This is a genomic window from Cytobacillus luteolus (genome assembly GCF_017873715.1).
In the GTDB taxonomy this organism is placed as follows: domain Bacteria; phylum Bacillota; class Bacilli; order Bacillales; family Bacillaceae_L; genus Bacillus_BV; species Bacillus_BV luteola.
On record NZ_JAGGKM010000004.1, the window covers coordinates 137,825 to 163,904 of the forward strand.

The 26,080-nt window shown below is 36.7% G+C and carries 25 protein-coding genes, 1 other RNA gene and 2 other annotated features (1 of these 28 only partly in view); of the genes, 2 read left to right on the forward strand and 24 right to left on the reverse strand.

Annotated features, from left to right (window positions below; translation table 11 throughout):
- Positions 1-22: 22 nt before the first annotated feature.
- The 20 genes from greA to J2Z26_RS12850 form a co-directional block, all read right to left on the reverse strand.
- On the reverse strand, positions 23-496 hold the full coding sequence (greA, locus tag J2Z26_RS12755) for a transcription elongation factor GreA (protein WP_193535537.1): 474 nt from the start codon (positions 494-496) through the stop codon (positions 23-25).
- A gap of 178 nt (positions 497-674) precedes the next feature.
- Positions 675-1,310, reverse strand: a complete 636-nt coding sequence (udk, locus tag J2Z26_RS12760) for a uridine kinase (RefSeq protein ID WP_193535538.1) — start codon at positions 1,308-1,310, stop codon at positions 675-677.
- A 5-nt stretch (positions 1,311-1,315) separates the two neighbouring features.
- Positions 1,316-2,590, reverse strand: a complete 1,275-nt coding sequence (locus J2Z26_RS12765) for a peptidase U32 family protein (RefSeq protein ID WP_193535539.1) — start codon at positions 2,588-2,590, stop codon at positions 1,316-1,318.
- Between the two features lie 33 nt (positions 2,591-2,623).
- Positions 2,624-3,553 (reverse strand): peptidase U32 family protein, encoded by a 930-nt coding sequence (locus J2Z26_RS12770; RefSeq protein WP_193535540.1) that lies wholly within the window; start codon positions 3,551-3,553, stop codon positions 2,624-2,626.
- Between the two features lie 3 nt (positions 3,554-3,556).
- Positions 3,557-4,204, reverse strand: coding sequence for an O-methyltransferase (locus J2Z26_RS12775; protein ID WP_193535541.1), 648 nt, complete (start codon positions 4,202-4,204; stop codon positions 3,557-3,559).
- 184 nt (positions 4,205-4,388) lie between these two features.
- Positions 4,389-5,513: an endolytic transglycosylase MltG gene (gene mltG / locus J2Z26_RS12780; protein WP_193535542.1), complete on the reverse strand. Its 1,125-nt coding sequence runs from the start codon at positions 5,511-5,513 to the stop codon at positions 4,389-4,391.
- Between the two features lie 386 nt (positions 5,514-5,899).
- Positions 5,900-6,184, reverse strand: coding sequence for a DUF1292 domain-containing protein (locus J2Z26_RS12785; protein WP_193535543.1), 285 nt, complete (start codon positions 6,182-6,184; stop codon positions 5,900-5,902).
- A gap of 54 nt (positions 6,185-6,238) precedes the next feature.
- Entirely contained in the window at positions 6,239-6,655 is a 417-nt protein-coding gene (gene ruvX, locus J2Z26_RS12790; protein WP_193469824.1) for a Holliday junction resolvase RuvX, read from the reverse strand.
- 3 nt (positions 6,656-6,658) lie between these two features.
- Complete coding sequence (locus tag J2Z26_RS12795; protein ID WP_193469825.1) at positions 6,659-6,925, reverse strand: IreB family regulatory phosphoprotein; 267 nt, start codon at positions 6,923-6,925, stop codon at positions 6,659-6,661.
- 254 nt (positions 6,926-7,179) lie between these two features.
- The gene (gene alaS / locus J2Z26_RS12800) at positions 7,180-9,813 is read right to left on the reverse strand and encodes an alanine--tRNA ligase (RefSeq protein WP_193535544.1); all 2,634 of its coding nucleotides are present in this window, start codon (positions 9,811-9,813) and stop codon (positions 7,180-7,182) included.
- A gap of 84 nt (positions 9,814-9,897) precedes the next feature.
- Positions 9,898-10,128, reverse strand: a binding site (T-box leader).
- 93 nt (positions 10,129-10,221) lie between these two features.
- The gene (locus J2Z26_RS12805) at positions 10,222-11,295 is read right to left on the reverse strand and encodes an AI-2E family transporter (protein WP_406565549.1); all 1,074 of its coding nucleotides are present in this window, start codon (positions 11,293-11,295) and stop codon (positions 10,222-10,224) included.
- Positions 11,296-11,367: 72 nt separating this feature from the next.
- A complete protein-coding gene (locus tag J2Z26_RS12810; protein ID WP_193469828.1) occupies positions 11,368-11,502 on the reverse strand; it encodes a YrzQ family protein in 135 nt (44 codons plus the stop codon).
- A gap of 24 nt (positions 11,503-11,526) precedes the next feature.
- Positions 11,527-11,718 carry a hypothetical protein gene (locus tag J2Z26_RS12815; protein WP_193469829.1) on the reverse strand — a complete coding sequence of 64 codons (192 nt, stop codon included), beginning with the start codon at positions 11,716-11,718 and terminating at the stop codon, positions 11,527-11,529.
- A 16-nt stretch (positions 11,719-11,734) separates the two neighbouring features.
- Complete coding sequence (locus tag J2Z26_RS12820) at positions 11,735-12,214, reverse strand: PRC-barrel domain-containing protein (RefSeq protein WP_193535546.1); 480 nt, start codon at positions 12,212-12,214, stop codon at positions 11,735-11,737.
- A 26-nt stretch (positions 12,215-12,240) separates the two neighbouring features.
- Complete coding sequence (gene recD2 / locus J2Z26_RS12825; RefSeq protein WP_193535547.1) at positions 12,241-14,646, reverse strand: SF1B family DNA helicase RecD2; 2,406 nt, start codon at positions 14,644-14,646, stop codon at positions 12,241-12,243.
- A gap of 34 nt (positions 14,647-14,680) precedes the next feature.
- Positions 14,681-15,346 carry a tetratricopeptide repeat protein gene (locus tag J2Z26_RS12830; protein ID WP_193535548.1) on the reverse strand — a complete coding sequence of 222 codons (666 nt, stop codon included), beginning with the start codon at positions 15,344-15,346 and terminating at the stop codon, positions 14,681-14,683.
- A 92-nt stretch (positions 15,347-15,438) separates the two neighbouring features.
- Positions 15,439-16,551 (reverse strand): tRNA 2-thiouridine(34) synthase MnmA, encoded by a 1,113-nt coding sequence (gene mnmA / locus J2Z26_RS12835; RefSeq protein ID WP_193535549.1) that lies wholly within the window; start codon positions 16,549-16,551, stop codon positions 15,439-15,441.
- A 38-nt stretch (positions 16,552-16,589) separates the two neighbouring features.
- A complete protein-coding gene (locus tag J2Z26_RS12840; RefSeq protein ID WP_193535550.1) occupies positions 16,590-17,732 on the reverse strand; it encodes a cysteine desulfurase family protein in 1,143 nt (380 codons plus the stop codon).
- Between the two features lie 87 nt (positions 17,733-17,819).
- The gene (gene cymR / locus J2Z26_RS12845) at positions 17,820-18,236 is read right to left on the reverse strand and encodes a cysteine metabolism transcriptional regulator CymR (protein ID WP_193535551.1); all 417 of its coding nucleotides are present in this window, start codon (positions 18,234-18,236) and stop codon (positions 17,820-17,822) included.
- Between the two features lie 20 nt (positions 18,237-18,256).
- Complete coding sequence (locus J2Z26_RS12850) at positions 18,257-18,940, reverse strand: YczE/YyaS/YitT family protein (protein ID WP_193535552.1); 684 nt, start codon at positions 18,938-18,940, stop codon at positions 18,257-18,259.
- Positions 18,941-19,131: 191 nt separating this feature from the next.
- On the opposite strand from J2Z26_RS12850, the gene J2Z26_RS12855 reads away from it, so the two are divergent.
- Both J2Z26_RS12855 and J2Z26_RS12860 read left to right on the forward strand, forming a co-directional pair.
- A complete protein-coding gene (locus J2Z26_RS12855; protein ID WP_193535553.1) occupies positions 19,132-20,403 on the forward strand; it encodes a replication-associated recombination protein A in 1,272 nt (423 codons plus the stop codon).
- 152 nt (positions 20,404-20,555) lie between these two features.
- Complete coding sequence (locus tag J2Z26_RS12860; protein ID WP_193535554.1) at positions 20,556-21,290, forward strand: RsfA family transcriptional regulator; 735 nt, start codon at positions 20,556-20,558, stop codon at positions 21,288-21,290.
- Positions 21,291-21,331: 41 nt separating this feature from the next.
- On the opposite strand, the gene J2Z26_RS12865 is transcribed toward J2Z26_RS12860, so the two are convergent.
- From J2Z26_RS12865 to hisS, 4 genes are all read right to left on the reverse strand, one after another.
- Entirely contained in the window at positions 21,332-22,099 is a 768-nt protein-coding gene (locus J2Z26_RS12865) for a tRNA threonylcarbamoyladenosine dehydratase (protein ID WP_193535555.1), read from the reverse strand.
- A 412-nt stretch (positions 22,100-22,511) separates the two neighbouring features.
- Positions 22,512-22,695, reverse strand: a non-coding RNA gene (gene ssrS / locus J2Z26_RS12870) — 6S RNA.
- 62 nt (positions 22,696-22,757) lie between these two features.
- Entirely contained in the window at positions 22,758-24,533 is a 1,776-nt protein-coding gene (gene aspS / locus J2Z26_RS12875) for an aspartate--tRNA ligase (protein ID WP_193535556.1), read from the reverse strand.
- Complete coding sequence (hisS, locus tag J2Z26_RS12880; protein ID WP_193535557.1) at positions 24,534-25,817, reverse strand: histidine--tRNA ligase; 1,284 nt, start codon at positions 25,815-25,817, stop codon at positions 24,534-24,536. It lies immediately after the preceding gene.
- Between the two features lie 63 nt (positions 25,818-25,880).
- Positions 25,881-26,080, reverse strand: a binding site (T-box leader) (it continues 33 nt past the right edge of the window).

Here is a 26,080-nt window from a genome sequence, read left to right on the forward strand (position 1 = left end):
TTTTAAACTCTAATATGTTATTTTATTTAATTGAAACAATCTTTACTTGCATTTCTCCTCCAGGAGTTTGTACATTAACTTGGTCGCCAACTTGTTTACCCATTAGGCTCCTAGCAATAGGTGAATCATTTGAAATTTTCCCTTCAAATGGATCTGCTTCAGCACTACCAACGATTGTATACGTTTCCTCATCACCGTCAGGTAACTCTACAAATGTAACGGATTTCCCTAAAGAAACCGCATTTGTTCCAGCATCCTCAACAATGATCTTTGCATTGCGAATCATATTCTCAAGAGTCGTAATACGCCCCTCAACAAATGCCTGTTCTTCCTTAGCCGAGTCGTACTCAGAGTTTTCACTAAGGTCTCCAAAGCTTCTTGCTATTTTAATACGTTCAACTACTTCTTTACGTTTAACTGATTTTAAATGTTCAAGTTCTTGTTCTAGCTTTTGTTTACCTTCTTCTGTCATAGGAAAAACTTTTTCTACTGCCATGTCCCTTCACTCCTTCACTTTTCGAACATCCTTGGAACAGAGGTCAACTTTTTATATATGCCTTGCACCAAGCATTATGTATTAGGCTTACTCTCTCGTCCATCTTGAGTTCTTTTAAAAGGGAAGAGCTTGATAAGTAGCTCTTCCATATTTTCTACTCTTTATCTATGCTATGTTATTACAAAATCTCTTTTTGTTCAAGAATTGTTTGAATTTTTGTTACCATTAAATCAATCGCAACATGGTTTTGACCACCTTCAGGTATGATTAAATCAGCATACCTTTTTGTTGGTTCAATAAATTGATTATGCATTGGTCTCACTACTGTAACGTACTGATCTATTACAGAATCAATGGTTCTGCCTCTTTCTTTTATATCACGAAGCATTCTTCGAATAATTCGAATGTCTGCATCAGTATCAACAAATAGTTTTATATCCATTAGTTGTCGTAGTCGTTCGTCTTCTAGTACCAAAATTCCTTCTAGAATAATTACATCTTTAGGTTCAACTGCAATGACCTCATCCGCTCGGGTATGCAGGGTATAATTATAAACCGGTTTGTCGATCTGATTATAACTTAATAGGTCAAGAATATGATTAATTAGCAAGTCATTATCAAAGGCAAGAGGATGATCATAATTCGTATCCAGTCGTTCCTCATACTGTAAATGACTTTGATCCTTATAGTAAGAATCCTGCTCTATTACCAGAATTGAGTGTCCCTTAAAATGCTCATAAATTGATTTAGTAACACTGGTTTTACCAGAGCCGGAGCCTCCAGCAATGCCAATTACTATTGGCTTTTTCCCCATTCTTTTTAAAGCCCCTTTCGCATCATGTTGTTAGGGAATAATGGCTTGTCTACTTTAAATTTAACAATTTGTAGCGGATGACGCGCCACATCAAGTTCTTGTCCCTCTTCATCCCAAATCTTTTCTACAAGTTGTGTAAAGTTGTCGATTTCAGGTCCAAAGAATTCTACTACGTCACCAGGTTTAAAGTAGTTTCGTTGCTGTAAAGTAACTATGCCTGTTTCCTCATTATAATCTAATACAAGTCCAGCAAAATCATAGGTAGTCTTTTTGCTATGATTTCCATACATCTGTTCTTTATACCCTGGAACTCCTTCAAAAAATGCTGATGCTGCTTCACGATTTGCACATTTATCAAGCTCTTCAAGCCATTCTTTTTTAATTTCAAAATTTTCAGGGTCTGCGCAATAAGCATCAATTACTTTGCGATATACACTTACCACTGTAGCAACATAATGAATTGACTTCATTCGGCCTTCAATTTTCAAACTATCTATACCTAGTTCAATCATTTTTGGGATAGATTGAATTAAGTTTAAATCTTTTGGGCTCATTGCGAAAGCTGGATCTTCTTCAGTGAATAGAGCGACTTCTTGGTCGTTATTCTCCAAGCTGAATAAGTCATAATCCCACCTGCACGATTGACAGCAGCCACCACGATTGGAGTCCCTTGCAGTCATATGGTTACTTAACGTACAACGACCTGAATACGCAATACACATTGCTCCATGAATAAATGTTTCAATTTCAATATCCACTTTTTCCTTCATTTCACGTATTTCTTCAGCACTTGTTTCACGAGCTAACACAACTCTTTCAAGACCTTCTTCTTTCCAGAATTGTACAGCCTTCCAGTTGGAAAGTGATTGCTGAGTACTTAAGTGTATTTCTAACTTTGGCGCCACTCTTTTACATGTTTCTATAATAAGTGGATCTGCAACAATAATTCCCGCTACTCCAGCATTTTCTAAACCTTTAAGGTACTCATCTAATCCATCCATATTTTCATTATGAGCAAAAATATTAGTAGTTACATAAATTCTTGCCCCATATTTCTTTGCGAATTCAACACCTTCAGCCATCTCTTCTTGTGAAAAATTATCGGCATTAGATCGTAAACCATATTCTTGTCCACCGATAAATACAGCATCTGCACCATAATGGACTGCTATTTTTAATTTCTCAAGGTTTCCAGCTGGAGCTAATAGTTCCGGCTTTTTAACAATGACACGCTTACCATTTATGATTTCCGATATTGAATCAGATTTAATTGTAGTCATAGCAGTTATCCTCCTTTTTTAAAACTCTTGGTTTTAATAGACCGTTTCCTTGAAGAAAAATCCAGTATCTAACGGTCGGTTTTTGGGTTGAATCTGTTCTATTTCTTCTAAATAACTGTCCTTTTTGTCTTCATACTCTTCTCTATTTTTAACACAAAGATCTATTGCTTCACGATATTTTTGTGTAACTTCTACTAAATACTCAGAAGATTTTAAGATACCATCTATTTTAAAACTATCTATACCTGCATCAACCATTTCCGCTAATTCATCTATGATACAGATATCATTAGGACTCATGATATGAGTACCATTTTGATCTTCAAAAATCGGATATTTATTATCACGCTCTTTATCGAATAAGAACATGGTGTTTTCAAGCTTATTCTCTTCAACTGCTAGTTCTTTTCCTTGGTATTCAAAATAATTCCCAATCAGATTTCGCTTGGACTGGAACATACAAGTCATACCATGGACCTGAACCTCAATTTCTACCTCAGCATTTTCTTTTATTTCAACGATTGAGTCCATATTAAGTTCTCTAGCAAGAACAGCCCTTTTTGCACCTTTGCGTCCCCAGTAGTTACAGGTATACCAATTGGTAGCAGTTGTTTCAGTATTCCAATGCAGCTTCATATCAGGTGCATATTCCCGTGCAGCCATTAAAACCGCAGGGTCTCCAAATACAACAGCATCTACGTTTACTGATTGAAGAAAAGTTAAATATTCTCCTAACTCTTCTACCTTCTCATTATGGAATAGTGCGTTCATAGCCACATATACCTTTTTACCGCTTTCGTGGGCAAGTGTTACAACTTCTTTAACTTCTTCCCTTGAAAATTCACCTGCTAGGCGTAGACCAAACTTTTGCTCACCAATAACAAATGCATCAGCTCCTGCATCAATTAACGGTACTATATCTGAAACCCTAGTTGGAGTTAGTAATAATTCTGGTTTGTTCATAAATTAAACACCTCTTTTTTTACTTATCGCAATACCGTCACCTATTGGCAATATGGTAGTTATATACTTTGGATTACTCATCAGCCATTCATTGTATGTCCTAATTTTATTGACTAAGCTACGGGTACGTTTTACATCAACATCTTCTGCGGCAACGAGTCCTTTAAATAAAACATTATCAGTTATTATTACACCATTTGGTGACAATAGGTTTTCATAACCGTTGAAAAAACGCTGATACTGGCCCTTAGCCGCATCAATAAAAATGACATCAAACGATGTTCCTAGGCTTTCTGGTCGATCTACTAGCTCTAGCGCATCGCCTAAATGAACCTTTATTTGAGAACTAGTATTTGTCATTTCAATATATTCTAACGCCTTGGTATATCGGATTTCATCCCGTTCGATTGAAACGATGTTCGCTTCCGGAAGAGCTTTTGCCATACGTATTGCAGAATAGCCTATCGCTGTTCCAATCTCAAGGATTGAGGCCGGTTGAATTAACCGTAAAATCTGTAGCATAGCCTCGATTCCAACCAACTCCATAATCGGCACATTATTTTCTTGTGCGTATGCTTCTATCTCTTGGATTATGTTGTCTCTACTCGGAATGAGCGACTCTAAATAGGCTGTAATTTCAACTGAAAGCAAAGCTAGTTCCTCCATTTCGAATATCGTTCCTCGATACTAATTCATAGGTTGATAACCAAAATAAAGAAATTGGCATAGTGCCAATTTCTATAATACAAGTTTTAATTCTCTTTAACTCGATATATTTTACCACAAGAACAAAGGGAACGCTAATCTTTCATTTCGTTCCCTTACACACGACATTCTAATTTCCAATATGTTTAGCTTTTTCGCGGTTATGTTCATTTAATGTTCTAGTAAAAATAACTTCACCAGTTGAAGTTGCAAGGAAGTATAAATAGTCTGTTTCTGAAGGATTAAGTGCTGCCTCTATTGACATTTCACCAGCATTTGCAATTGGTCCAGGTGGCAGACCTCGTACTTTATAGGTGTTATATGGTGAATCGACTTCTAAATGATCATACAATACTCGATCTACATGTTCACCTAGTGCATAGATAACCGTTGGATCAGTTTGTAGCGGCATATCAATATTGATACGGTTATAAAAAACACTTGCAATTTTTTGACGATCCGTTTGTGCTGTTGCTTCTTCTTCAATAAGTGAAGCCATAGTTAGAAGCTGATGAGGAGACATATCCTTCTCATCTGCAAGACCTTGGTATTTAATAAGAATATCTTCAGTCTTATCTAGCATTGTTTTCACGACATCTTCAATCGTTGGGTTTTCCTTATAAAATGGATATGTTGCAGGGAACAAATATCCTTCTAATGGATATAAAATATCCTCATGGAGTATCTCATTTGTTAGAACACTCGGATATAGCTTCATGAGTTCTGCAATGAACTTTTCATCATTTAATCTATTAAATACTTCTTCTTCGCCTTGGTTTGTTTTTTCACCGATAATTTTCGCGATTTGAACTAATTGTTTACCTTCAGGAATAGTTAACGTGAACTTTACTTCTTCTATGATTTTACCCGTTTTTAAGCTCGCGATAATCTCTTCGAAAGTCATGGAAGGTGTTAAACTGTACTCACCTGCTTGGAAACCTGACTCGTTTTTGAATTTAGTATAATATCGAAAGATTTTTGCATTTTTTACGATGCCATTTTCCTCAAGTATATTAGCAATTTTCGTTGGAGAAGATCCGATCGGAATCGACACATCTACCTGTTTTGTGCTATCAGGGTTAACTGGTTGTAATGCTGACTTAATATATAAATAGCCTCCTCCAACTATTCCTGAAAGGATTAGTAGGGTGATTATAAATATAATAAGGACGATTCTTCTTACAATTTTTGCTTCACTTTGTTTTTCTAGTAATTTATTTGTTAGTTTATTTTCATTTGAATTCATTTCAGACATGCTAAAAAAAGCCTCCTCTCACTCGAAATATTATACTACATATTTAATCAACTTTCGTCAAATTCTATAAAAATTAAGGTTTATTTCTAAAAGATTGTTGTTTTTTGAATCTGAACATTGACCGTTCCTTTGCGCTACAGGCACTTGCTTTCCGCGGGGAATTATGAAAAAGCCCAACTGCCGGCTTTTTCAAGAGCGAATTCCCATCGGGGAGGAAGTCGAGCCTCCTCGACGTTCCGTCTGCGGGGTCTCGACCTTTCCTCTACTTCCCTCAGGAGTCAAGTGCCTTTCGCTCCAATCCACTCTTTGACTTTTATAAAGAAATATTTTATATAATGAGTAAAATAAAAAAAGCTTTTCCATGTATCTGGAAAAGCTTTTTTATCTTATTCTTCTTCTTCAGCAAGAAATGTGTTTAGCATTTCTTCAATCATGTCCCACTCTTCTTCTGTTTCGACTGGTTGAAGTTCGCCTTCTTCGCTGTCTGATTGACCGTTGAAGCTTGAAGCGTGAATTTCAATTTCTTCATCGTCATTTTCGTCTGCACCTATTGGGTAATATAATACATATGATTTACCGAACTCTTCGGAATCAAAAGTAAATAGTACTTCACAAAGTTGCTCATTTCCGTTTTCATCAATTACTGTAATTTGGTTATCATCATGTGTCATTTCTTTCACCTCATCTAAAATTTTGCTAATGAATTTAAAATATTATTACAAAAGCTAATTCTTACTATCTAAGTAGCCTTGTAAAATCATAACTGCAGCCATTTTATCAATGACTTTCTTTCTTTTTTTCCTACTCACATCGGCTGAAATTAATAACTTTTCAGCTGCCATAGTAGATAAGCGCTCGTCCCAAAGAATTGTTGGAAGCCCGAAGTGATCGGTTAACATTTGCGCAAAAGCCTGACTCGCTTCTCCTCTAGGTCCAATCGTACCATTCATATTTTTGGGAAACCCGATTACAAAGGAATCTACTTGATACTCTTCAACAATTTCTTTAAGCCTGTCCAATCCAAAAATTTGTCTTTCCTCATTAATTTGAATTGTTTCGATTCCTTGTGCTGTCCATCCCATCTCATCACTAATAGCTACACCAATTGTTTTTGAACCCACATCTAAGCCAAGTACACGCATCAATTATCCCTCGCGGTGACTCTTTAAATATGATTTCACTAACTCCTCAATTAATTCGTCACGTTCAAGTTTTCGAATAATGTTACGAGCATCCTTATGACGAGGAATGTAAGCCGGATCTCCTGACAATAAATAACCTACAATCTGATTAATTGGGTTATAGCCTTTTTCCTGTAATGCTTCATACACTGTAAACAATACTTCGTTTACATTGGTCTCCATTGAATCATCAGGAAAATTAAATTGCATCGTTTTATCAAATGAGCTCATTTTCTTGCACCTCACTTCAGATTCAAGCTTAAATCTGGTATATCTTCACTTAATTACCATTGTACACTACTTAAAGATAATTTAAAAACCCAAACTTAGACCTAGTGTTCAAATAGGAGGACAAAAAGAGCCGAGAAGTTCAAGGAAGTGCAGCCTCCAAGCACCGAGCGTATGCTTTTAATACGTGAGGAGCGGAGGAGCAAGCTGACAAAGAAATTCGACAGCTATTTTTCCCGGACTTTTTGAACAACTTCTTAAACAGTCTTAACCCATTCCTCAACATACTGTAATGCACTATCAAGCTGCTCTGGGTTTTTCCCGCCTGCTTGCGCCATATCAGGACGACCCCCACCGCCGCCGCCACAGCGAGTTGCGACTTCTTTAATAAGCTTACCAGCATGGTAGCCTTTTTCAATTAAGTCCTTTGTTACACCTGCAGTAATATTCACTTTTCCTTCATTGACACTACCTAGTACAATTACCGCAGAACCTAATTTTTGCTTCAAGTCATCTACCATTGTACGAAGGTTATTCATATCTGTACCATTCACTTTACTATATAAAACAGTGACATCGTCTATTTTTTGAGCCTTATCTACTAAGCTTCCTGCTTCAATATTCCCTAATTTAGCTGACAGCGATTCATTCTCTCTTTGAAGTGTCTTCAATTCGTTTAACAATGACTCCACTCGAGTTGGTAAGTCCTTTGACTTTGTCTTTAAAAGGTGAGCAACATCGTTTAGCATTTTAACTTGATCATTAACGATTTGATAGGCTGCTGATCCTGTCAATGCTTCAATCCTTCTAGTTCCTGCACCGATACCTGATTCTGAAACGATCTTAAATAATCCTATTACTGAAGTGTTAGGCACATGACAACCACCACAAAGCTCTAGGCTGTAATCTCCTACTTGAACCACACGAACAACGTCTCCGTACTTTTCACCGAATAATGCCATTGCACCCATTGCCTTTGCTTCAGATAATGACTTGTGCTCAATTTCAACCGGGATACTAGCCCAAATCTTTTCATTCACTATTGTTTCTATTCTTTCGATTTCACCCTCACTGATTTGTCCAAAGTGAGAAAAGTCAAAGCGTAGACGGTCAGGAGATACCTGTGATCCTGCTTGGTTCACATGCTCGCCAAGCACATCCTTTAATGCTTGATGCAGTAGATGAGTAGCCGTATGATTCTTAATAATATTTGTTCTCTTCTCTACACTAATCTTAGCTGCAACTGCCATACCTTGTTCTAAAGAACCTGTTTCAATCACCACTTTGTGTAGGTTTTGTCCATTTGGCGCTTTTTGAACATCTTTTACTACCATTCGAACTTGATTGTTTTCTAGTACGCCATGATCAGCAACTTGACCTCCACTTTCAGCGTAGAAAGGAGTTTTATCAAGAATGATTTGTATTTCATCGCCTGATGATGCATTATTCACGACTTCTCCATTTTTTATAATCACTTCAATAATTGACTCTGACTCGAATGAATCATAGCCAATGAATTCACTTTTTACTGTAATTTCTCCTAATACACCACTTTGAACTTGCATTGAGTCAACATCTTGTCTAGCTGCTCTCGCCCTTTCACGCTGACTATTCATTTCACGTTCAAAGCCTTCATGGTCAATTTTCATCTGCTCTTCTTCTGCATATTCCTCAGTTAATTCCACCGGGAAGCCATACGTATCATATAAACGGAAAACATCTTCTCCAGGAATTGTATCTTTTCCTGCTTCTTTTTCCTTTTTAATCACACTTGAAAGAATAGCTAGTCCGTCATTTAATGTTTCATGGAATCGTTCTTCTTCATTCTTTATAACCTTTTGAATAAATTCTGTTTTTGCTTTTACTTCAGGGTAAAAGTCAACCATGATTTCTCCAACAACTGGAACAAGCTCGTACATGAAAGGACGGTTAATGTTAATCTGCTTCGCATATCGAACTGCACGACGAAGTAATCGACGTAATACATACCCTCGACCTTCATTAGAAGGAAGAGCTCCATCACCTACAGCAAAGGTCACCGTTCGTATATGATCAGCTATTACTTTAAAAGCTACATCTTTTACTTTATCTTGGCGATATTTTTCTCCTGAAACATTTTCAGTTGCTTCAATGATTGGTATAAATAAATCAGTGTCAAAGTTTGTAGGTACATCCTGAATAACTGAAACCATACGTTCAAGACCCATTCCTGTATCGATGTTTTTCTTGGGAAGTGGCGTATATGTACCATCCGGATTATGATTAAATTGGGAGAAAACTAAATTCCAAACTTCTAAATAACGTTCATTTTCTCCTCCTGGATAAAGTTCAGGATCACTTGTATCATTACCATAGGACTCACCGCGATCATAGAATATTTCAGTATTAGGTCCACTAGGTCCCTCCCCAATGTCCCAGAAGTTTCCTTCTAATCTTATAATTCTATCTTCAGGAATGCCAATCTTCTCTCTCCAAATATCAAATGCTTCATTATCTTCTGGATGTATAGTAACAGATAGTTTCTCTGGTTCAAAACCAATCCACTTTTCGCTTGTTAAAAATTCCCAAGCCCAAATGATTGATTCTTCTTTAAAATAGTCGCCAATTGAAAAATTACCAAGCATCTCGAAAAATGTATGATGACGTGCTGTTTTTCCGACATTCTCAATATCATTTGTGCGAATTGATTTTTGGGCATTACAGATACGTGGATTTGCAGGAATTACCCTTCCATCAAAATATTTCTTTAGAGTTGCAACTCCACTGTTAATCCATAATAATGATGGATCTTCGTGTGGAACTAATGGTGCGCTCGGTTCAACAGAATGCCCTTTTTCTTTGAAGAAATCCAGGAACATTTGGCGGACTTGTGCTGAAGTTAAATTTTTCATTTTTTTACCTCCATATGTTAGTTTATCACCTTAAAATTGTCATAAATCACCTAAAAAAAAGCATAAAAAAATACCCTTATCCCAAACAGGGACGAGAGTATCTCGCGGTACCACCCTGATTATGAACACAACTAAATGTTCATCACCTTAAGTAGCCAAGATAACGGGGCTTACCGGTAGGTTTTTCCTACACTCAGGATTAGCTTTCTGTTTCCCTTCACCTAGAATTTCTTTCAGCCGTGGAAATTCCTCTCTAGCTTGTGCTCATTACACAAAAGATGGTCTGAAACATACTGGATCCTTCATCGTTTTATGATCATCAATTTTATAGGTATCAATAGTTATTCTCGATTATAGACAAGCAGAATTTATTTGTCAATCTTTGTAGATAGACAATTTGCATCACATTTAAGATTCTTTATAACGATGCATAAAATGAGATTTTGCATGGATAATAATAACCTTTAAAATGGCCAAAAGTGGCACTGCTATAATAAGACCTATCACTCCACCTACTTCTCCGCCAATTAACAAAGCTGCCATTATCATGAGTGGATGCATGTGGAGACTTTTTCCCACTATAAGTGGAGATAAAAGGTTTCCCTCAATAAATTGTAATACAAAAATGATGCTAACAACGATTATAACCATTTCAATAGAGATGGTAGCAGCAATTAAACCTGCAGGAATTGCCCCAATTAACGGCCCAAAGTAAGGTATAACATTCGTTAAACCTATAATTATCCCAAGGAGTAGAGGATATTTCATTCCAAAGAGCCATAAAGCTATAGATGCAATGATTCCAATAGCTAAACAAACGATTAGCTGTCCTCTTATATAATTTCCTAAAGACTCATCAACATCTTTAATAAATAGTTGACCTGACTTTCTAAATCTCCTAGGAGTAACATACCAAATTGCTTTTTTTATCTCGTCATAATCTTTAAGCATATAAAACACAATGAATGGAATGATGGCCAAAAGGAGGATTGAACTTAATATTGTCTTTATCGATTCAATGATTCGATTTAATACATAATCCAATCCTTCTTCTAACGACAACAACCCCTCTTCAATTCTAGAATGTAAACCCTCAGGTAAATAGGATGCCTTATTATGGATATCACTTAACCAGACACGATAAGTATCCAGTACAGTAGGGAAATTTTCGATAAGTTCTCGTAATTGGGCAATAATTAAAGGGATTCCGCGGTAAATACCAAAGCCCAGACCACCAAAGAAGAATATATAAATGAAGAGTATGGCTATAGCTCTAGGAACACCTCTATGATGAATTTTCTCTACTAATGGATGAAGCAAATACGTAATAAATCCAGAGATGATAAATGGGATGACGATAATTTTTAGAACATGAACAACTGGTAACCATATCGGTTCTAGTTTTAAGAATACAAATACACTTAGAAATAATAATAAGATGATTCCCAAAATAAGTAACCACTTAATACGTAAGTCCTTCACTATAAATACTCCTTTCATAGGCGTAGGTGAAGTAAATAAAGCCCCACTATGAAGTAGTGGGGCTCTACATTTTTAAGAAATCGCTCTAGCTAAACGTTTACGCATTTGTTTCATTGTTTTATTATTCATCATATTGTTTTTCTGTGCGTAATTATAAGCAACTGCTCCAATTCCTAAAGCAATTAGTGATGTCATTGTTCTATTCATAACATATTCCCCCCAAGCTTAAGATTACATGCTTAATGTTCTGTCATCTTCAGCAAATAAGTCATCAAGTGAGCTCAGAGAGCCGTCTTCTTCAACTTGATGGGTGAAAATTTGTCCTTTAGAAACCGAAAGCTCAATAAAGCAAGTCCAACAATAATATTGATTCACACCAATTTTTCCTATATCTTTAGATTTACAGTTTGGGCACTTAAACAATGGTGTACACCTCTCATCATGGTTTTACATCAACGACGATGACATCTTTGCCTACTGTTATAGGTTGATTGGTCTTTACAACCTTTTTCCCCTCAGTAATATCCGCAAAAAAGCCATCCGTTATTTCATACCCTATGATTGTGCCCAATTCTTCTTGGAAATATACGTCTTCTAATAAGCCAAGCTTTTCTCCTTCGGCTGTTAACACAGGTTTTCGAAATAAACCATGATGAGAGTTCAAAAAGTGAATCGCGTTGTTAGTATGAACCATTGGTAAGGCTTCAATTTCACATGATACCATTACACCATCATTTCCAAATGATGATATCTCTTCTAATGGGATGAGTCGATCACGTTGAAACAGGCCTTTTCCATCTAATAATAGTGATTCAACTTGACCTGAATTATTGATACAAAGGTCAACTACCTGGCCAAGAATTTTCCCCGTCTTTTCATTATAAACGGGTACACCTTTTAGCAAAGATAATGTCCGCAAAGAGATCGCCACCTTCCGAACATTACTTATCTTTCACTTTCCTCCATAAAGTCATACGGTGAAAGGTTTTCCATTCCGATAAATGCATCCTTCATAAAAGGAACTTCATCTTCATCATAAGTATCAATTGCTTTATTCATTGTATGATCAACGTTTGAATGCAACTGTTGAAGTTTCTCTGTTAACGTGGTTTGTCGTTGACCGTCATCATTTCTCCGAATACTTTGTCGAAGAGCATCTTCCTCACCACATAATATTAAAAAGTTTTTACTTCGGGTTATCGCTGTATAAATTAAATTTCTTCTTAGCATCCTAAAATAACTTTTTACTACAGGAAGAATAACAATTGGAAACTCACTTCCCTGTGATTTATGAATAGAGCAACAATAAGCATGGGTAATTTGAGTTAAATCCTGCTTAATATAGGTAACTTCATTCCCATCAAAAGAGATGACTACCATATCTTGTTTTTCAGTATTTTCTTTAGCATAAAAGATTGAAACAATCTCTCCAATATCTCCATTAAAGACATTACTTTCTGGCTGATTGACCAATTGGAGAACTTTATCACCGATTCGGTAAACTGTTTCTCCAAATTGCATTTCACGCTTCTGTTCTGTCTTTGGGTTAAAAAGATCTTGAAGCATGACATTTAGTTGATCTATCCCTGCTGATCCGCGATACATTGGTGCTAGTACCTGTATGTCTCTGGACGTATAGCCCTTCTCTTTCGCATTTTGAGCAACTTTTTTTACTACGTCTATTATTTGTGATTGATTGCATTTAATAAATGACCGATCCGATTTTGGAGTACTAATATCAGGGGGTAATCCACCATTTTTAATATCATGAGCTAAATCAATTATCGAGGATCCCTGAGATTGCCTATAAATATCAGTTAATAATACTGTTGGAATGACACTTGATCTAAGTAAATCTTTAAGCACTTGCCCTGGTCCAACTGAAGGTAACTGGTCTTCATCGCCAACAAGAACCACTTGGATAGATGACGGTAAAGACTTAAATAATTGATTTGCAAGCCAAACATCAACCATAGACACTTCATCAACGATTAACAACTTTCCTTCTATTGGATTGTCTTCGTCATGGACAAAACCTTCTACTCCATTCCACCCTAATAGACGATGAATAGTTACTGCGGGTAAACCTGTAGCCTCACTCATACGTTTTGCAGCACGACCCGTCGGTGCCACTAATAACACCGGAAATGGATTTTCATTATTATAATCCTTTGGGTCAAGTGAACAGCCATGTAACTCACTATATAACTCGACTATCCCTTTAATCACGGTTGTTTTCCCTGTCCCTGGTCCACCTGTTAACAATAGCATTGGGGACATTAAGGCAGTCTGAATGGCATCCTTTTGGGAGGGGGCGTACTCCACTTTTAATCTTTCTTCAAGCTTTCCTAAAGCTAATAAAAATTCGCTTTCTGGGAAGCTGTCCTTATATTCAGTTTGTTCGAGTAAACGGGTGATATTGGTTACTAATCCTTTTTCTGAGAAAAATAATGACGGAACATATACTCTTTGCTCCTCAATGACAAGCTTCCCTTCCTCAGCCAAACAAGTTATTTCCCGAGAAATGTCGAATTCAGTTAAATTTTCTCTATTATTATGCTCAAGTAACTCTTTCACTTTCTCTACTAGTTGATCAAGGGTTAAATAAACATGCCCCTCTTGTATCGAATCTTGTTCAAGAATATACAAACAACCTGCTCGAATTCGATCTGGATGTGCACCTGAGATACCAATTTGATGTCCTAATTCATCAGCTCGGCCAAACCCTATACCTTCAACATCTTCAACCATTTTATATGGATTATTTTGTATAATTTCTAGGGTTTGATCCTTGTATGTCTGATATATTCTCATTGAAATTTGGGGTCCGAACCCAAATTGAGATAAACTAATCATAATTTGTTCTAAGCCTTGATGCTCCCTAAGGGATTCATAGATATCTTTTGCTTTATCTTTTGAAAGCTTAGGGACTTCACTTAGTACACTTGGATTTTCTAGGATCTTAGAAATAGCGCTTTCCCCAAGTGTGTCAACAATGTTTTCAGCTGTTTTCTTACCAATTCCTTTAAATAAGTCACCCGATAAATATTGGATGATTCCTTGTTTAGACTGTGGAAGTTCCTTCCGAAAATGCTCAACATGGAATTGAGTTCCAAATCTTGGATGTTCTTTTATTTCTCCAAAAAATATGTATGTTTCATCTTCATGAATTCGAGGGAAATATCCAGTTACTACGGCTTCCTTTTCTGAATACTCTAAGTTTGTTTCTTGTAATCGAATGCGGACAACAGAATATAAGTTTTTCTCGTTATGAAATATCGTAACCAAATGAGTACCTTTCATAAATTTCTGTTGCTCTTGAAATAAGTCAAGAGAGTTTTGTTGAGCCATATATTTCCCTCCAATCCTGTTAATCATGTTTTACCTAACCTTTTAACGATTCCTCAACTAACTTTTTCCCATGACCGGCTAATAGGTGGTCAGGTTGAATCGATAATGCCTTTTCAAACATCTCAAGCGATTTTTCAGCATCATTTTTGTATCCTGCATAAGCTACACCTAAATTATAATAGGCATCAGTGTGTTCTGGTTCTGCTTCAATGACCATTAAAAACTGTTCAATTGCCTCATCAATCATTGCTTGTCCTGCTAAGGAAAGGCCATATTGAAAACGTGCCTCGATGTCACTTCCGTTCAGTTCAACTGCACGTTGAAAATATGGAAGGGCAAGTTTTGGCTGATCCATCTGTAATAGGGTCATCCCTAACATAAAGTAAGTGTCCGATGTGTCAAGTCCTTTTCTCATGGCTGTTTCAAACATTTTTCTTGCTTCAGGGTAATTTTCATCATTGTAGTGGATTGTTCCAGCTCCATAATAAGCAGTAGCAACTTCTGGATTTATTTCTAAAGCTTTATCAAAAAACTTTAATGCTCTGTCAAATTCACCAACAGCAGATAATAAATTTCCAAAATTGATATATGTAAGGGCATCCTTTGGATTCTCTTCAATCGCCTCAGAGAAGCTCTTTGCAGCTTCTTCGTATTTTCCTTCCTGCATATACTGAATACCTAATTTATTTTTATCTGTCATATCGTACACTCCAATCAAATTTTCCAATTTATTATATCATAGATTAAAACCTCAACTCAGATTGAGTTGAGGTTTTGTTTTGTTTTGTTTTGTTATACGTACCAGAGTTTTTCATTGTTTTTAAACACATCATCAATTGTACCGCCGCCAAGACATTCTTCTCCATTATAAAATACCACTGCTTGCCCTGGTGTGACAGCTCTAATTGGTTTATCAAAAATTATCTTTACATTATTATCATCAATTATTTTTACTGTAACTTTGTTATCAGGTTGACGATATCTGAACTTAGCTGTACATACTATTTCTTTGTCTGGCTTCTTATCAGATACCCAGCTAATATTTGTTGCAAGTATTGAATCCGAGTAGAGTAGTTCATTATCGAAACCTTGATCTACATAAAGAATATTCTTCTCAAGATTCTTACCAACTACGAACCAAGGATCCCCACTGCCACCTATACCTAAACCATGACGCTGACCAATTGTATAGTACATAAGACCATCATGTTTTCCTTTAACTTCTCCACTTAAGGTTTCCATTGTGCCAGGTTGAGCAGGTAAATAATTACTTAAAAAGTCCTTGAAATTACGCTCTCCTATAAAACAAATGCCAGTACTATCCTTTTTGGAGGCAGTTGCAAGGTTTGCCTCATGAGCAATTTCTCTAACCTTTGACTTTTCAATGTTACCAATTGGGAAGAGTACCTTAGATAACTGATCTTGTCCTAACTGATTTAGAAAATAGGTCTGGTCTTTGTTTTCATCTATTCCTCTGAGCATCTTATACTCACCATCACGATACTCTACTCGTGCATAATGTCCTGTAGCTAAATAATCAGCACCTAGGGTTAGAGCGTGATCTAAAAACGCTTTGAACTTGATTTCTTTATTACACATTACATCTGGATTTGGAGTCCGTCCTGCTTTATATTCATCCAAAAAGTAGGTGAACACTTTTTCCCAATACTGCTTTTCAAAGTTAACAGCATAATACGGTATTCCAATTTGATTACAAACCCTGATAACATCATTGTAATCTTCAGTAGCCGTACATACACCAAATTCGTCCGTATCATCCCAGTTTTTCATGAAGATTCCTATCACATCATACCCCTGCTGTTTTAGTAGTAAAGCAGCAACGGAAGAATCTACTCCACCTGACATTCCAATTACAACCCGTGTATCTTTTGGTGCTTTATTCATCGTTTTCACATCCAATCGTCTTGCACTTTTTTCCTAGTTTACTTTGTCAATCTTCTCACAATCCGTGCAGTTTCAACTGCCGCTCTTTCAACCTGTTCCATCGTATTACCGTAACCAAAACTAAATCGTATAGAGGAAGCTATACGCTCAGATGTTTTACCGTACATGGCTACCAACACATGTGAAGGGTCAATTGAGCCTGCAGTACAAGCTGAACCACTTGATGCTGAAATGCCTGCTATATCTAAATTTACAAGCATTGACTCCACATTTGTACCAGGAAAATAAATATTTAATATATGTGGTAGTCCACCATCCAATTGTCCGTTTACACTGAATTCAATATCTTGTTGTTTAAGTACATCCACAAATTTATATTTAAACTCAACATATTCAAGTTTTTTCTTTTCGAAATTCTCAGCAGCAAGCACCACCGCATTCGATAAGCCTACTATTCCTGGCACGTTTTCTGTTCCTGCACGTCGTTTTCTCTCTTGCTCCCCACCATAAAGATTAGGTACCATCCTACTACCTTCTCTAATGTAAAGGAATCCAGTTCCTTTAGGTCCATTAATTTTATGACCTGAAACTGAAAGGAGGTCTATCTTAAGTTCATTCACGTTAATGGGTACTACACCAAAGGCTTGTACAGCATCTGTATGCAGATAGGCTTGATGTTCTGCTACTAAACTTCCTATTTCACTAATTGGCTGTATTGAACCTACCTCATTGTTTCCCAACATGATGGATACTAGAATTGTATTTGGCCTTAATGAAGATTTAAACTCATCTAATGAAACATGCCCCTCTTCATTTACTGGTAAATACGTTATCTCAAATCCTAATGATTCTAGGTATTTACATGAATGGAGTACAGCATGGTGCTCTATTGCAGTTGTAATGATATGATTGCCTTTTTCTCTATTTGCTAAAGCTACTCCAATTATTCCGAGATTATCAGCCTCAGTTCCACCACTTGTGAAAATAACTTCTGAAGCTTTTGCACCAATAGCATCAGCAATTGATTGTCTTGCTTCATCTAAAGCATGTCTACTTTGCCGCCCAAAATGATGGATACTTGACGGATTTCCAAAAATCTTTGTCATATAAGGTATCATTTTATCTACTACATCAGGGTGCATTGGTGAAGTAGCGGCATGATCGAGATAAATTTTATCCATTAATAAACACCCCTCCTTTTACCCATTATAATGTCTCTATTTTATCCCTTATTCTCTGAGCTCATAACCATTAGCCCTGAGCAATGATTAAATATAGAACATATAAGCTTCTTGGTCCCCATCACTGTAGCTCGCAAGATCCTCAAGGGTTGTATTATCTAATACCTCTTTTACTGCATCTCTAATTCGTATCCATAATTCTCGTTTTGCAGGTTCCTCATCTTCTAGTACTTCAACCGGACTTATAGGTCCTTCTAGCACACGGATAATGTCACCTGCAGTTATTTTTGCTGGTTCATCAGCCAAAATATATCCTCCATAAGCACCACGTATACTTTTCACTAATCTTGCATTTCGTAATGGAGCTATCAATTGTTCTAAATAGTGTTCAGATAAATCGTGAGTTTGAGCAATTGACTTTAATGAAGTAGGTCCTTCACCATATTTTTTAGCTAACTCAATCATGATTGTAAGTCCGTATCTACCCTTTGTTGAAATCTTCATCCTTGTACACCCCTCGTCCCCTAATTACTGTTACTAAAATGGTCAAAGTGTATAACTTGCTCTGGTTGCTTTGAACCCTTATTCATTAGGTTATCTGCAATCATTTGACATCTTGGCAACGTATAACCTACTATAATTCCTATTGTAAAACTAAAGATAACCGTCCCTATAAACACAGGACCGCCAAGTAACCAACCAATTGATAAAACGACAATTTCCATGATTGCTCTTATATATTGTACTTTCATACCTGTTTTCTCAGTTAATGCAATCATGAGGCTATCTCTAGGACCAGCCCCACATCTTGATGATATATATATTCCTATCCCGTATCCAGATACAATAATGCCTATTAATAGCATGAGTACTTTTCCAAGTATTGCACCTGGCGTCACCAAAAAAGGTATTGCCATGTACATATCAATAAATACTCCAACGGTTAACATATTTAAAAACGCACCCAATTGAGGTAATGCTTTTAACATAATAGATGAAATTCCCAATATGACAAACCCTACAAGGATAGACCATGTTCCGATTGTGAATCCGATTTGTTTAAATAACCCAATGTGTAAAACATCCCAGGGTGATGCTCCTAAATCAGCTTTTATAATTAGAACTATTCCTAAGGCCATAATTAATAAACCTGTAAAATAAATCGTCCATTTAACAAGCAACTTGTTAATTCTATGGTGTCCTTTCACGCTCATCTTCTCCGATCTATACTCAACTCTAGCTCATAAAAAGAACATTACCGATTAAAGTAGCAAGGTAAACATCTGCAATTATAGCATATTTTTAAGAACTTATGTATTTCTATGGCTCTACGATTTATGATAAAGTGATAATATTTAAATGATAAAGCAAAAAGTATACTAAGCAGGAGGGCAAATACATGATTCAAAAACCATTAGCATACCGAATGCGTCCTACAAAAATCGAAGAAATTATTGGACAACAGCATTTGGTTGGCGAAGGAAAAATAATACATAGAATGGTTAAAGCAAAACATCTTTCCTCCATGATTTTATACGGTCCTCCTGGTATTGGAAAAACATCAATTGCCACAGCAATTGCTGGTAGTACGAAATCTGCATTTAGGTCGCTTAATGCAGTTACAAATAATAAAAAAGATATGGAAATTGTAGTAGCTGAAGCAAAAATGTCTGGTAAAGTAATCTTGTTATTAGATGAAGTACATAGACTAGATAAAGCAAAACAAGACTTTCTATTACCTCACCTTGAGAATGGATTAATAACACTTATAGGTGCAACTACAAGTAATCCATATCACGCCATAAATCCGGCCATTCGAAGTCGATGCCAAATTTTTGAACTTAAACCATTGACTCCTGAAGATATTGAAACTGCTCTATTACGTGCGTTGAACGATGAAGAACGTGGATTTGGAAACCTTCCTATTGATTTGACAACAGAAGCATTGTCACATATTGCTAATTCATGTGGAGGAGATGTTCGTTCAGCTCTAAGTGCTTTAGAGCTTTGTGTATTGTCAACAGATGAGAACATAGATGGCAAGATTTTTATTAATCTTGAAGTAGCGGAAGAATGTATGCAAAATAAAAGCTTTGTCCACGACAAAGACGGAGATGCACATTATGATGTTCTTTCTGCATTTCAAAAATCAATTCGTGGAAGTGATGTAAATGCTGCGCTACACTATCTCGCCCGCTTAATTGTTGCTGGTGACCTAGTTAGTATTAGTCGACGGTTATTAATTATTGCTTATGAGGATATTGGTCTTGCAAACCCCCAAGCAGGTCAAAGAGCTCTGGCTGCTATAGAGGTAGCAGAACGGGTTGGGTTTCCTGAAGCAAGAATTCCATTAGCTAATATTGTCATAGAATTGTGCTTATCTCCAAAGTCTAACTCTGCCTATAAAGCTTTAGACGAAGCAATACAAGATATACAGACTGGATTTACAGGTGAAGTACCGGACCATTTAAAAGATGCACATTATAAAGGAGCTGCTAAGCTCGGTCGAGGAATTGACTATAAATACCCACATGATTATGAAAATGGTTGGGTAAAACAACAGTATCTACCTGATCGATTAAAACATAGAAATTATTTTAAACCAAAGCAAACCGGTAAATTTGAACAAGCTTTAGCTCAGCTTTATGAAAAACTGCAAAATAATAGATAGGACAAAATACTGTTTGAAGTTTACATATACTTTCTAGTAGATTATTGTACTAGAGTTGATGACTGGCTTTTATAAAACTAGCAAAATGTATAAATATTGCCTCCAATGGTCATGATAGAAAAAAACTAGATTGATTATTGGAGCTGATATAAATGAAGGTACGACAAGATGCATGGTCGCATGAAGACGATCTATTACTAGCAGAAACAGTTCTACGCTATATTCGTGAAGGTGGAACACAATTAGCTGCATTTGAAGAAGTTGGAGACAAGCTAAATAGGACTTCAGCTGCCTGTGGCTTTAGGTGGAATGCTGAAGTTAGAGGTAAATATGATCAAGCCATTGCAATTGCTAAGAAACAACGTAAAGAAAGAAAGCGTGCTATGGAAAATAACAAAAAACACACAAACAAACAAGAAATTTCCCCTATTAATGATGATTTTATCTCACCGTCATTTCAAGACAACTTTTCTGATGAGAAAGCTGAAGAAAGAGTTTGGTTTGAAGAATTAAACAATAAGCAATCTCAAAACTATATACAAGAGTATTCCACTGAATTATTGCCAGCACCTATGAAAGAAATTACTCTTGAAGACTGCATCTCGTTTCTATCAGAAATGAAAAAACAAGACAGAAGCTCATACCAAATGACAGCTGAAAATGAGAGATTAAGACGAGAGAATAATGAGTTACTTCAAAAGAATAGAGAATTAGAAAAGCAGCTTAAGAAGCTAGATGAACAACAGGCTATGATTCAAGAAGATTATCAAGCACTTGTTCAAATAATGGATAGAGCACGTCGCATGGTTCTGTTTGAGGACCATGAAGACAGAAAAGCTCCAACTTTTAGAATGGATAAGAACGGGAACCTAGAAGTAGCAAAGTAAAAAAACCATAAAAAAATCGTGGCTTGTGGCCACGATTTTTTCTATTCATCTGAAACGCGGTAGATTTTAATATCCTTTAGCAAATCACTAATAACACGGCTAGCCATAATTAGGCCGGCAACTGAAGGTACAAATGCATTAGAAGAAGGTGGAAGTTTCGCTTTTCTAATGGGTGCATTTGGATTAGCTACAATTTCTTGTCGTATTTCCTCTCTAATTACAATAGGGCTTTCGTCAGAAAACACAACAGGAATACCTTTGCGAATTCCTTCTTTTCTAAGTCTTGTCCGAATCACCTTAGCAATTGGGTCTGTATGTGTCTTTGAGATATCAGCAATTTGGAAACGAGTTGGATCCATTTTGTTAGCTGCACCCATACTTGATATGATTGGAATTTTACGCTTTAAGCATTCTTTCATCAAATGTATTTTATATGAGATGGTGTCAGAAGCATCTACTACGTAATCAAGTCCAAAGTTAAAGATTTCTTCATACGTTTCTTCAGTATAGAACATTTTTAGGGCAATCACTTCACAATTAGGGTTAATATCAGCTATTCGCTCTTTCATTATGTCAACTTTTGGCCTTCCAACTGTTGATAATAGTGCGATAATTTGACGGTTAACATTCGTAATATCGACATCATCTTTGTCGATTAATATTAACCTTCCTACCCCTGATCGAGCTAAGGCTTCTGCTGAGAAGGAACCTACTCCTCCGATACCTAAAACTGCGACTGTACTATTTTTAAGTGTTTCAATTCCTTGTTTACCGACGGCTAGTTCATTTCTAGAAAATTGATGTAGCATATTCTCAACTCCATTTATAATGCATTTGCTTATGTACAAATAAGGTCTGTGGCTGTATTTTACCCGATTAGTACTATATCATACTTGTGGGTAAAAGCAAGTAAATCTATAGGTGTTATTATATATTTAACAAAGGATTAGTTGCAAGAGTATGATGTTTCTTACTTTAAAGGTTGGCCGTTGCTTTCCGCTGCAGGCACTTGCTTTCCGCGGGGAGGGATGCGAGCCTCCTCGGCTTCGCCTGTGGGGTCTCGCACTTCCCTCTACTCCCGCAGGAGTCAAGTGCCTTCCGCTTCAATCCACTCTTGTAAAATATTTAGAAGCATTTAATCTCATCGGAAAAAACGAACAAAAACCCTATGTAAGTTGGTTCTTACATAGGGTTAGTTTATAGGTATAATAAATAACTTGTAAGAGCCCCAATTGTGCCGTCGATGCCTTCGTTTTGAACCCGCACCCAGGCAGGTGGGTGCTCTGTTTCTCCTTTGTAAGTCCTCTATCCATGAGGCGTGTACGCGGTAAGAAAACTCCGAGCTCCCGTATAACTTATTGTTCGGTCAAAACAATAGGTTATACGACGAACACATCAGGACTCTTAACTCTATGTCAAAATAATAACATAGGAAAAAAGCGTTTTCAAGGTTAAGACATCTACAAATTACTGTCTTTTTTCAACATTTACCGACAAGTGCAGTTCCTTTAATTGGTTAGTACTAACTACATCTGGTGCATGTGTTAATAAGTCGCTTGCACTTGCTGTCTTTGGAAATGCGATGGTATCTCTTAAGTTTGTTCGACCAGCTAATAGCATAACTAAACGGTCCAGACCTAGTGCAATACCACCATGTGGAGGTGTTCCATATTCAAAGGCTTCTAGTAAAAAGCCAAACTGTTCTCTAGCTTCTTCTTCAGAAAAGCCAAGTACTTTAAACATCTTTTCTTGAATTTCTCGCTCAAAAATCCTTAATGATCCTCCACCTAATTCATATCCATTAAGAACAAGGTCATAGGCTTGAGCATGAACCTTAGTTGGGTCTGAATCTAGATAGCCTAAATCTTCTCTAACCGGCATTGTGAACGGATGATGTGCGGCAAAGTATCTTCCTAATTCCTCATCGTACTCTAGTAATGGCCAGTCTGTAACCCAAAGGAAATTATATTTACTTTCATCAATTAATTTAAGTTCTTTTCCAAGTTTTAAACGAAGGGCACCTAGTGCATCAGCAACTACACTTTTCTTGTCTGCAACAAATAGAAGTAAATCTCCTGATTGTGCAGATAGGGCTTTTCTAAATACTTCTTGTTCTTCTTCATTAAAGAACTTCGCAATAGGTCCCTTTAATTCTGACTCCTCAACTTTTAGCCATGCAAGACCTTTCGCCCCATAAACAGAAACAAACTCTGTTAATGCATCAATATCTTTACGAGAGTAAGTATCAGCATTTCCTTTAACATTAATGGCTTTTACTTGTCCTCCGCTCTCAACAGCCGAAGTAAATACTTTAAATCCACATTCTTTAACAACCTCGGATAAATCCACTAATTCCATGTCAAATCGTGTATCAGGTTTATCTGAACCATAGCGACTCATAGCGTCTTGATAAGACATTCGAGGAAAGCCTTTTTCAATCGAAATTCCTTTTACATCATTTAATACCTTGATCATCATCTCTTCCATCATTGCCATGATATCTTCTTGACTCATGAATGATGTCTCGATATCTACCTGTGTGAATTCAGGCTGACGGTCTGCACGTAAATCCTCATCTCGAAAACAGCGTGCAATTTGATAATATTTATCAAAACCTGAAACCATTAACATTTGTTTAAATAATTGCGGAGATTGCGGTAAGGCATAAAACTCACCAGGGTGCACTCGACTCGGTACTAGATAATCGCGGGCACCTTCTGGTGTACTTTTCGTTAGGATTGGTGTTTCTACATCTAAAAAACCTTGTGAATCTAAGTAATTACGGATTGTTTTGGTTACATCATGACGCATTTTAAACGTTTCATACATAACCGGGCGACGTAAATCTAAATAACGGTACTTTAATCTAACATCCTCTGATACTTCTGTTTGATTTGCAATAACGAAAGGAGGAGTTTTAGCAGCATTAATGATTGCTACTTTTTCAGCCTTTATTTCTACTTTTCCGGTCAGAAGGTTTTCATTTATCGTACCCTCTTCACGTGCAATTACCGTACCTTCAATATCAAGAACATATTCATTACGAACTGCTTCAGCAGTTGCTAGTGCTTCTTTAGAATCTTCAGGATTAAAAACAACTTGAACGATTCCTGTTCGGTCTCTTAAATCTATAAATATAAGACCACCAAGGTCCCGGCGCTTTTGAACCCATCCCTTCAGCTGTATCTTTTCTCCTATGTTGTGTTCAGTTACTTCACCACAATAATATGTTCTACCATACATTTATAATTCACCTCGTGATCTTTTTTCTAGTAAGCTTGGGATAAGTGAATCGATTGAGATTTCTAATTGTTCACCTGTCTCCATTGCCTTTAGGTTGACTGCGTTTCTAGCCAATTCATCATCTCCTAGAACTACAACATACTTTGCTTGAAGTCTATCTGCAGCTTTAAATTGGGCTTTCATTTTTTTATCTTGGTAATCTTTATCTACACTGAATCCTGCATTTCTTAATTCGCTAACAATGGATACCGAGACTTCAGTTGCTTTTTCTCCTAAAGTTACAACATAACAATCAATGGATGATTGAATTGGTAATTTAATGTTTTCTGCATTTAATGCTGAAAGTAAACGTTCAATACTTAAAGCAAAGCCAATTCCAGGAGTATTTGGGCCTCCTATTTCTTCAACAAGACCATTGTATCTTCCACCACCACATAGAGTGGTTATTGCACCAAAGCCTTCTGCATTACTCATAATCTCGAAGGCTGTGTGATTATAGTAATCCAAACCTCGAACTAATCCAGGATCAACTTCAAAGTCTATATTAACTGCTTTTAAGTATTGTTGGACTTTTTCGAAGTATGTACGTGATTCATCATTTAAATAATCAAGGATAGATGGTGCTGTATCCATTAACTCATGATTACGGTCTTTCTTACAATCCAGAATTCTCATTGGATTTTTTTCTAAGCGAGATTTACAGTCCGAACAAAATTCATCAATTCTCGGTGCGAAGTGATTAGTTAATGCCTCTTTGTGTGCTGTTCTGCTATCAGAATCACCTAAACTATTAATTACAAGTGTTACTTGCTTTAAGCCAAGTGTTCGATATAAGTCCATCACCAATGAAATAACTTCTACATCTACTGCAGGGTCCGCACTCCCTAATGCCTCGACACCAAATTGAACAAACTGTCTAAATCGACCGGCTTGAGGGCGTTCATATCGAAACATTGGTCCACTGTAATAAAGCTTAGTCGGTTGAGTTGGGTTCCCAAACATTTTATTTTCAACAAAAGCTCTTACAACAGCTGCAGTTCCCTCAGGTCTTAGCGTAATGCTTCTTCCACCACGGTCTTCAAAGGTGTACATCTCCTTTTGTACGATATCCGTTGTTTCCCCAACACTACGTAAAAATAAATCAGTATGCTCAAAGATTGGTGTTCTAATTTCTTTATAATTATAGCGACGACAAATTTCTCTCGCTGTTTCCTCGATATACTGCCATTTTTCAATTTCACCAGGTAATATATCCTGTGTTCCTCTTGGGATTTGTATTGACATGCTCTTTTTCTCCTCCTATTACATTTCAAAAATAAAAAAATCCCGCCCCTACAAATAAATATTTGTAGGGACGAGATGATATTTTCCCGTGGTGCCACCCTAGTTAAAGACATCAAAGTGTCTTCACTCATCCAGTTAACGCCTGACTACGTCCAACTCCTACTAAGAAAAAATCCTTTCAGAGAGAAACCTAAAGAGTGTTCATTCATTAAGGCATCATGAGAAATGCTTTCAGCCAAGGCATTCCCTCTCTAGCATGTGTG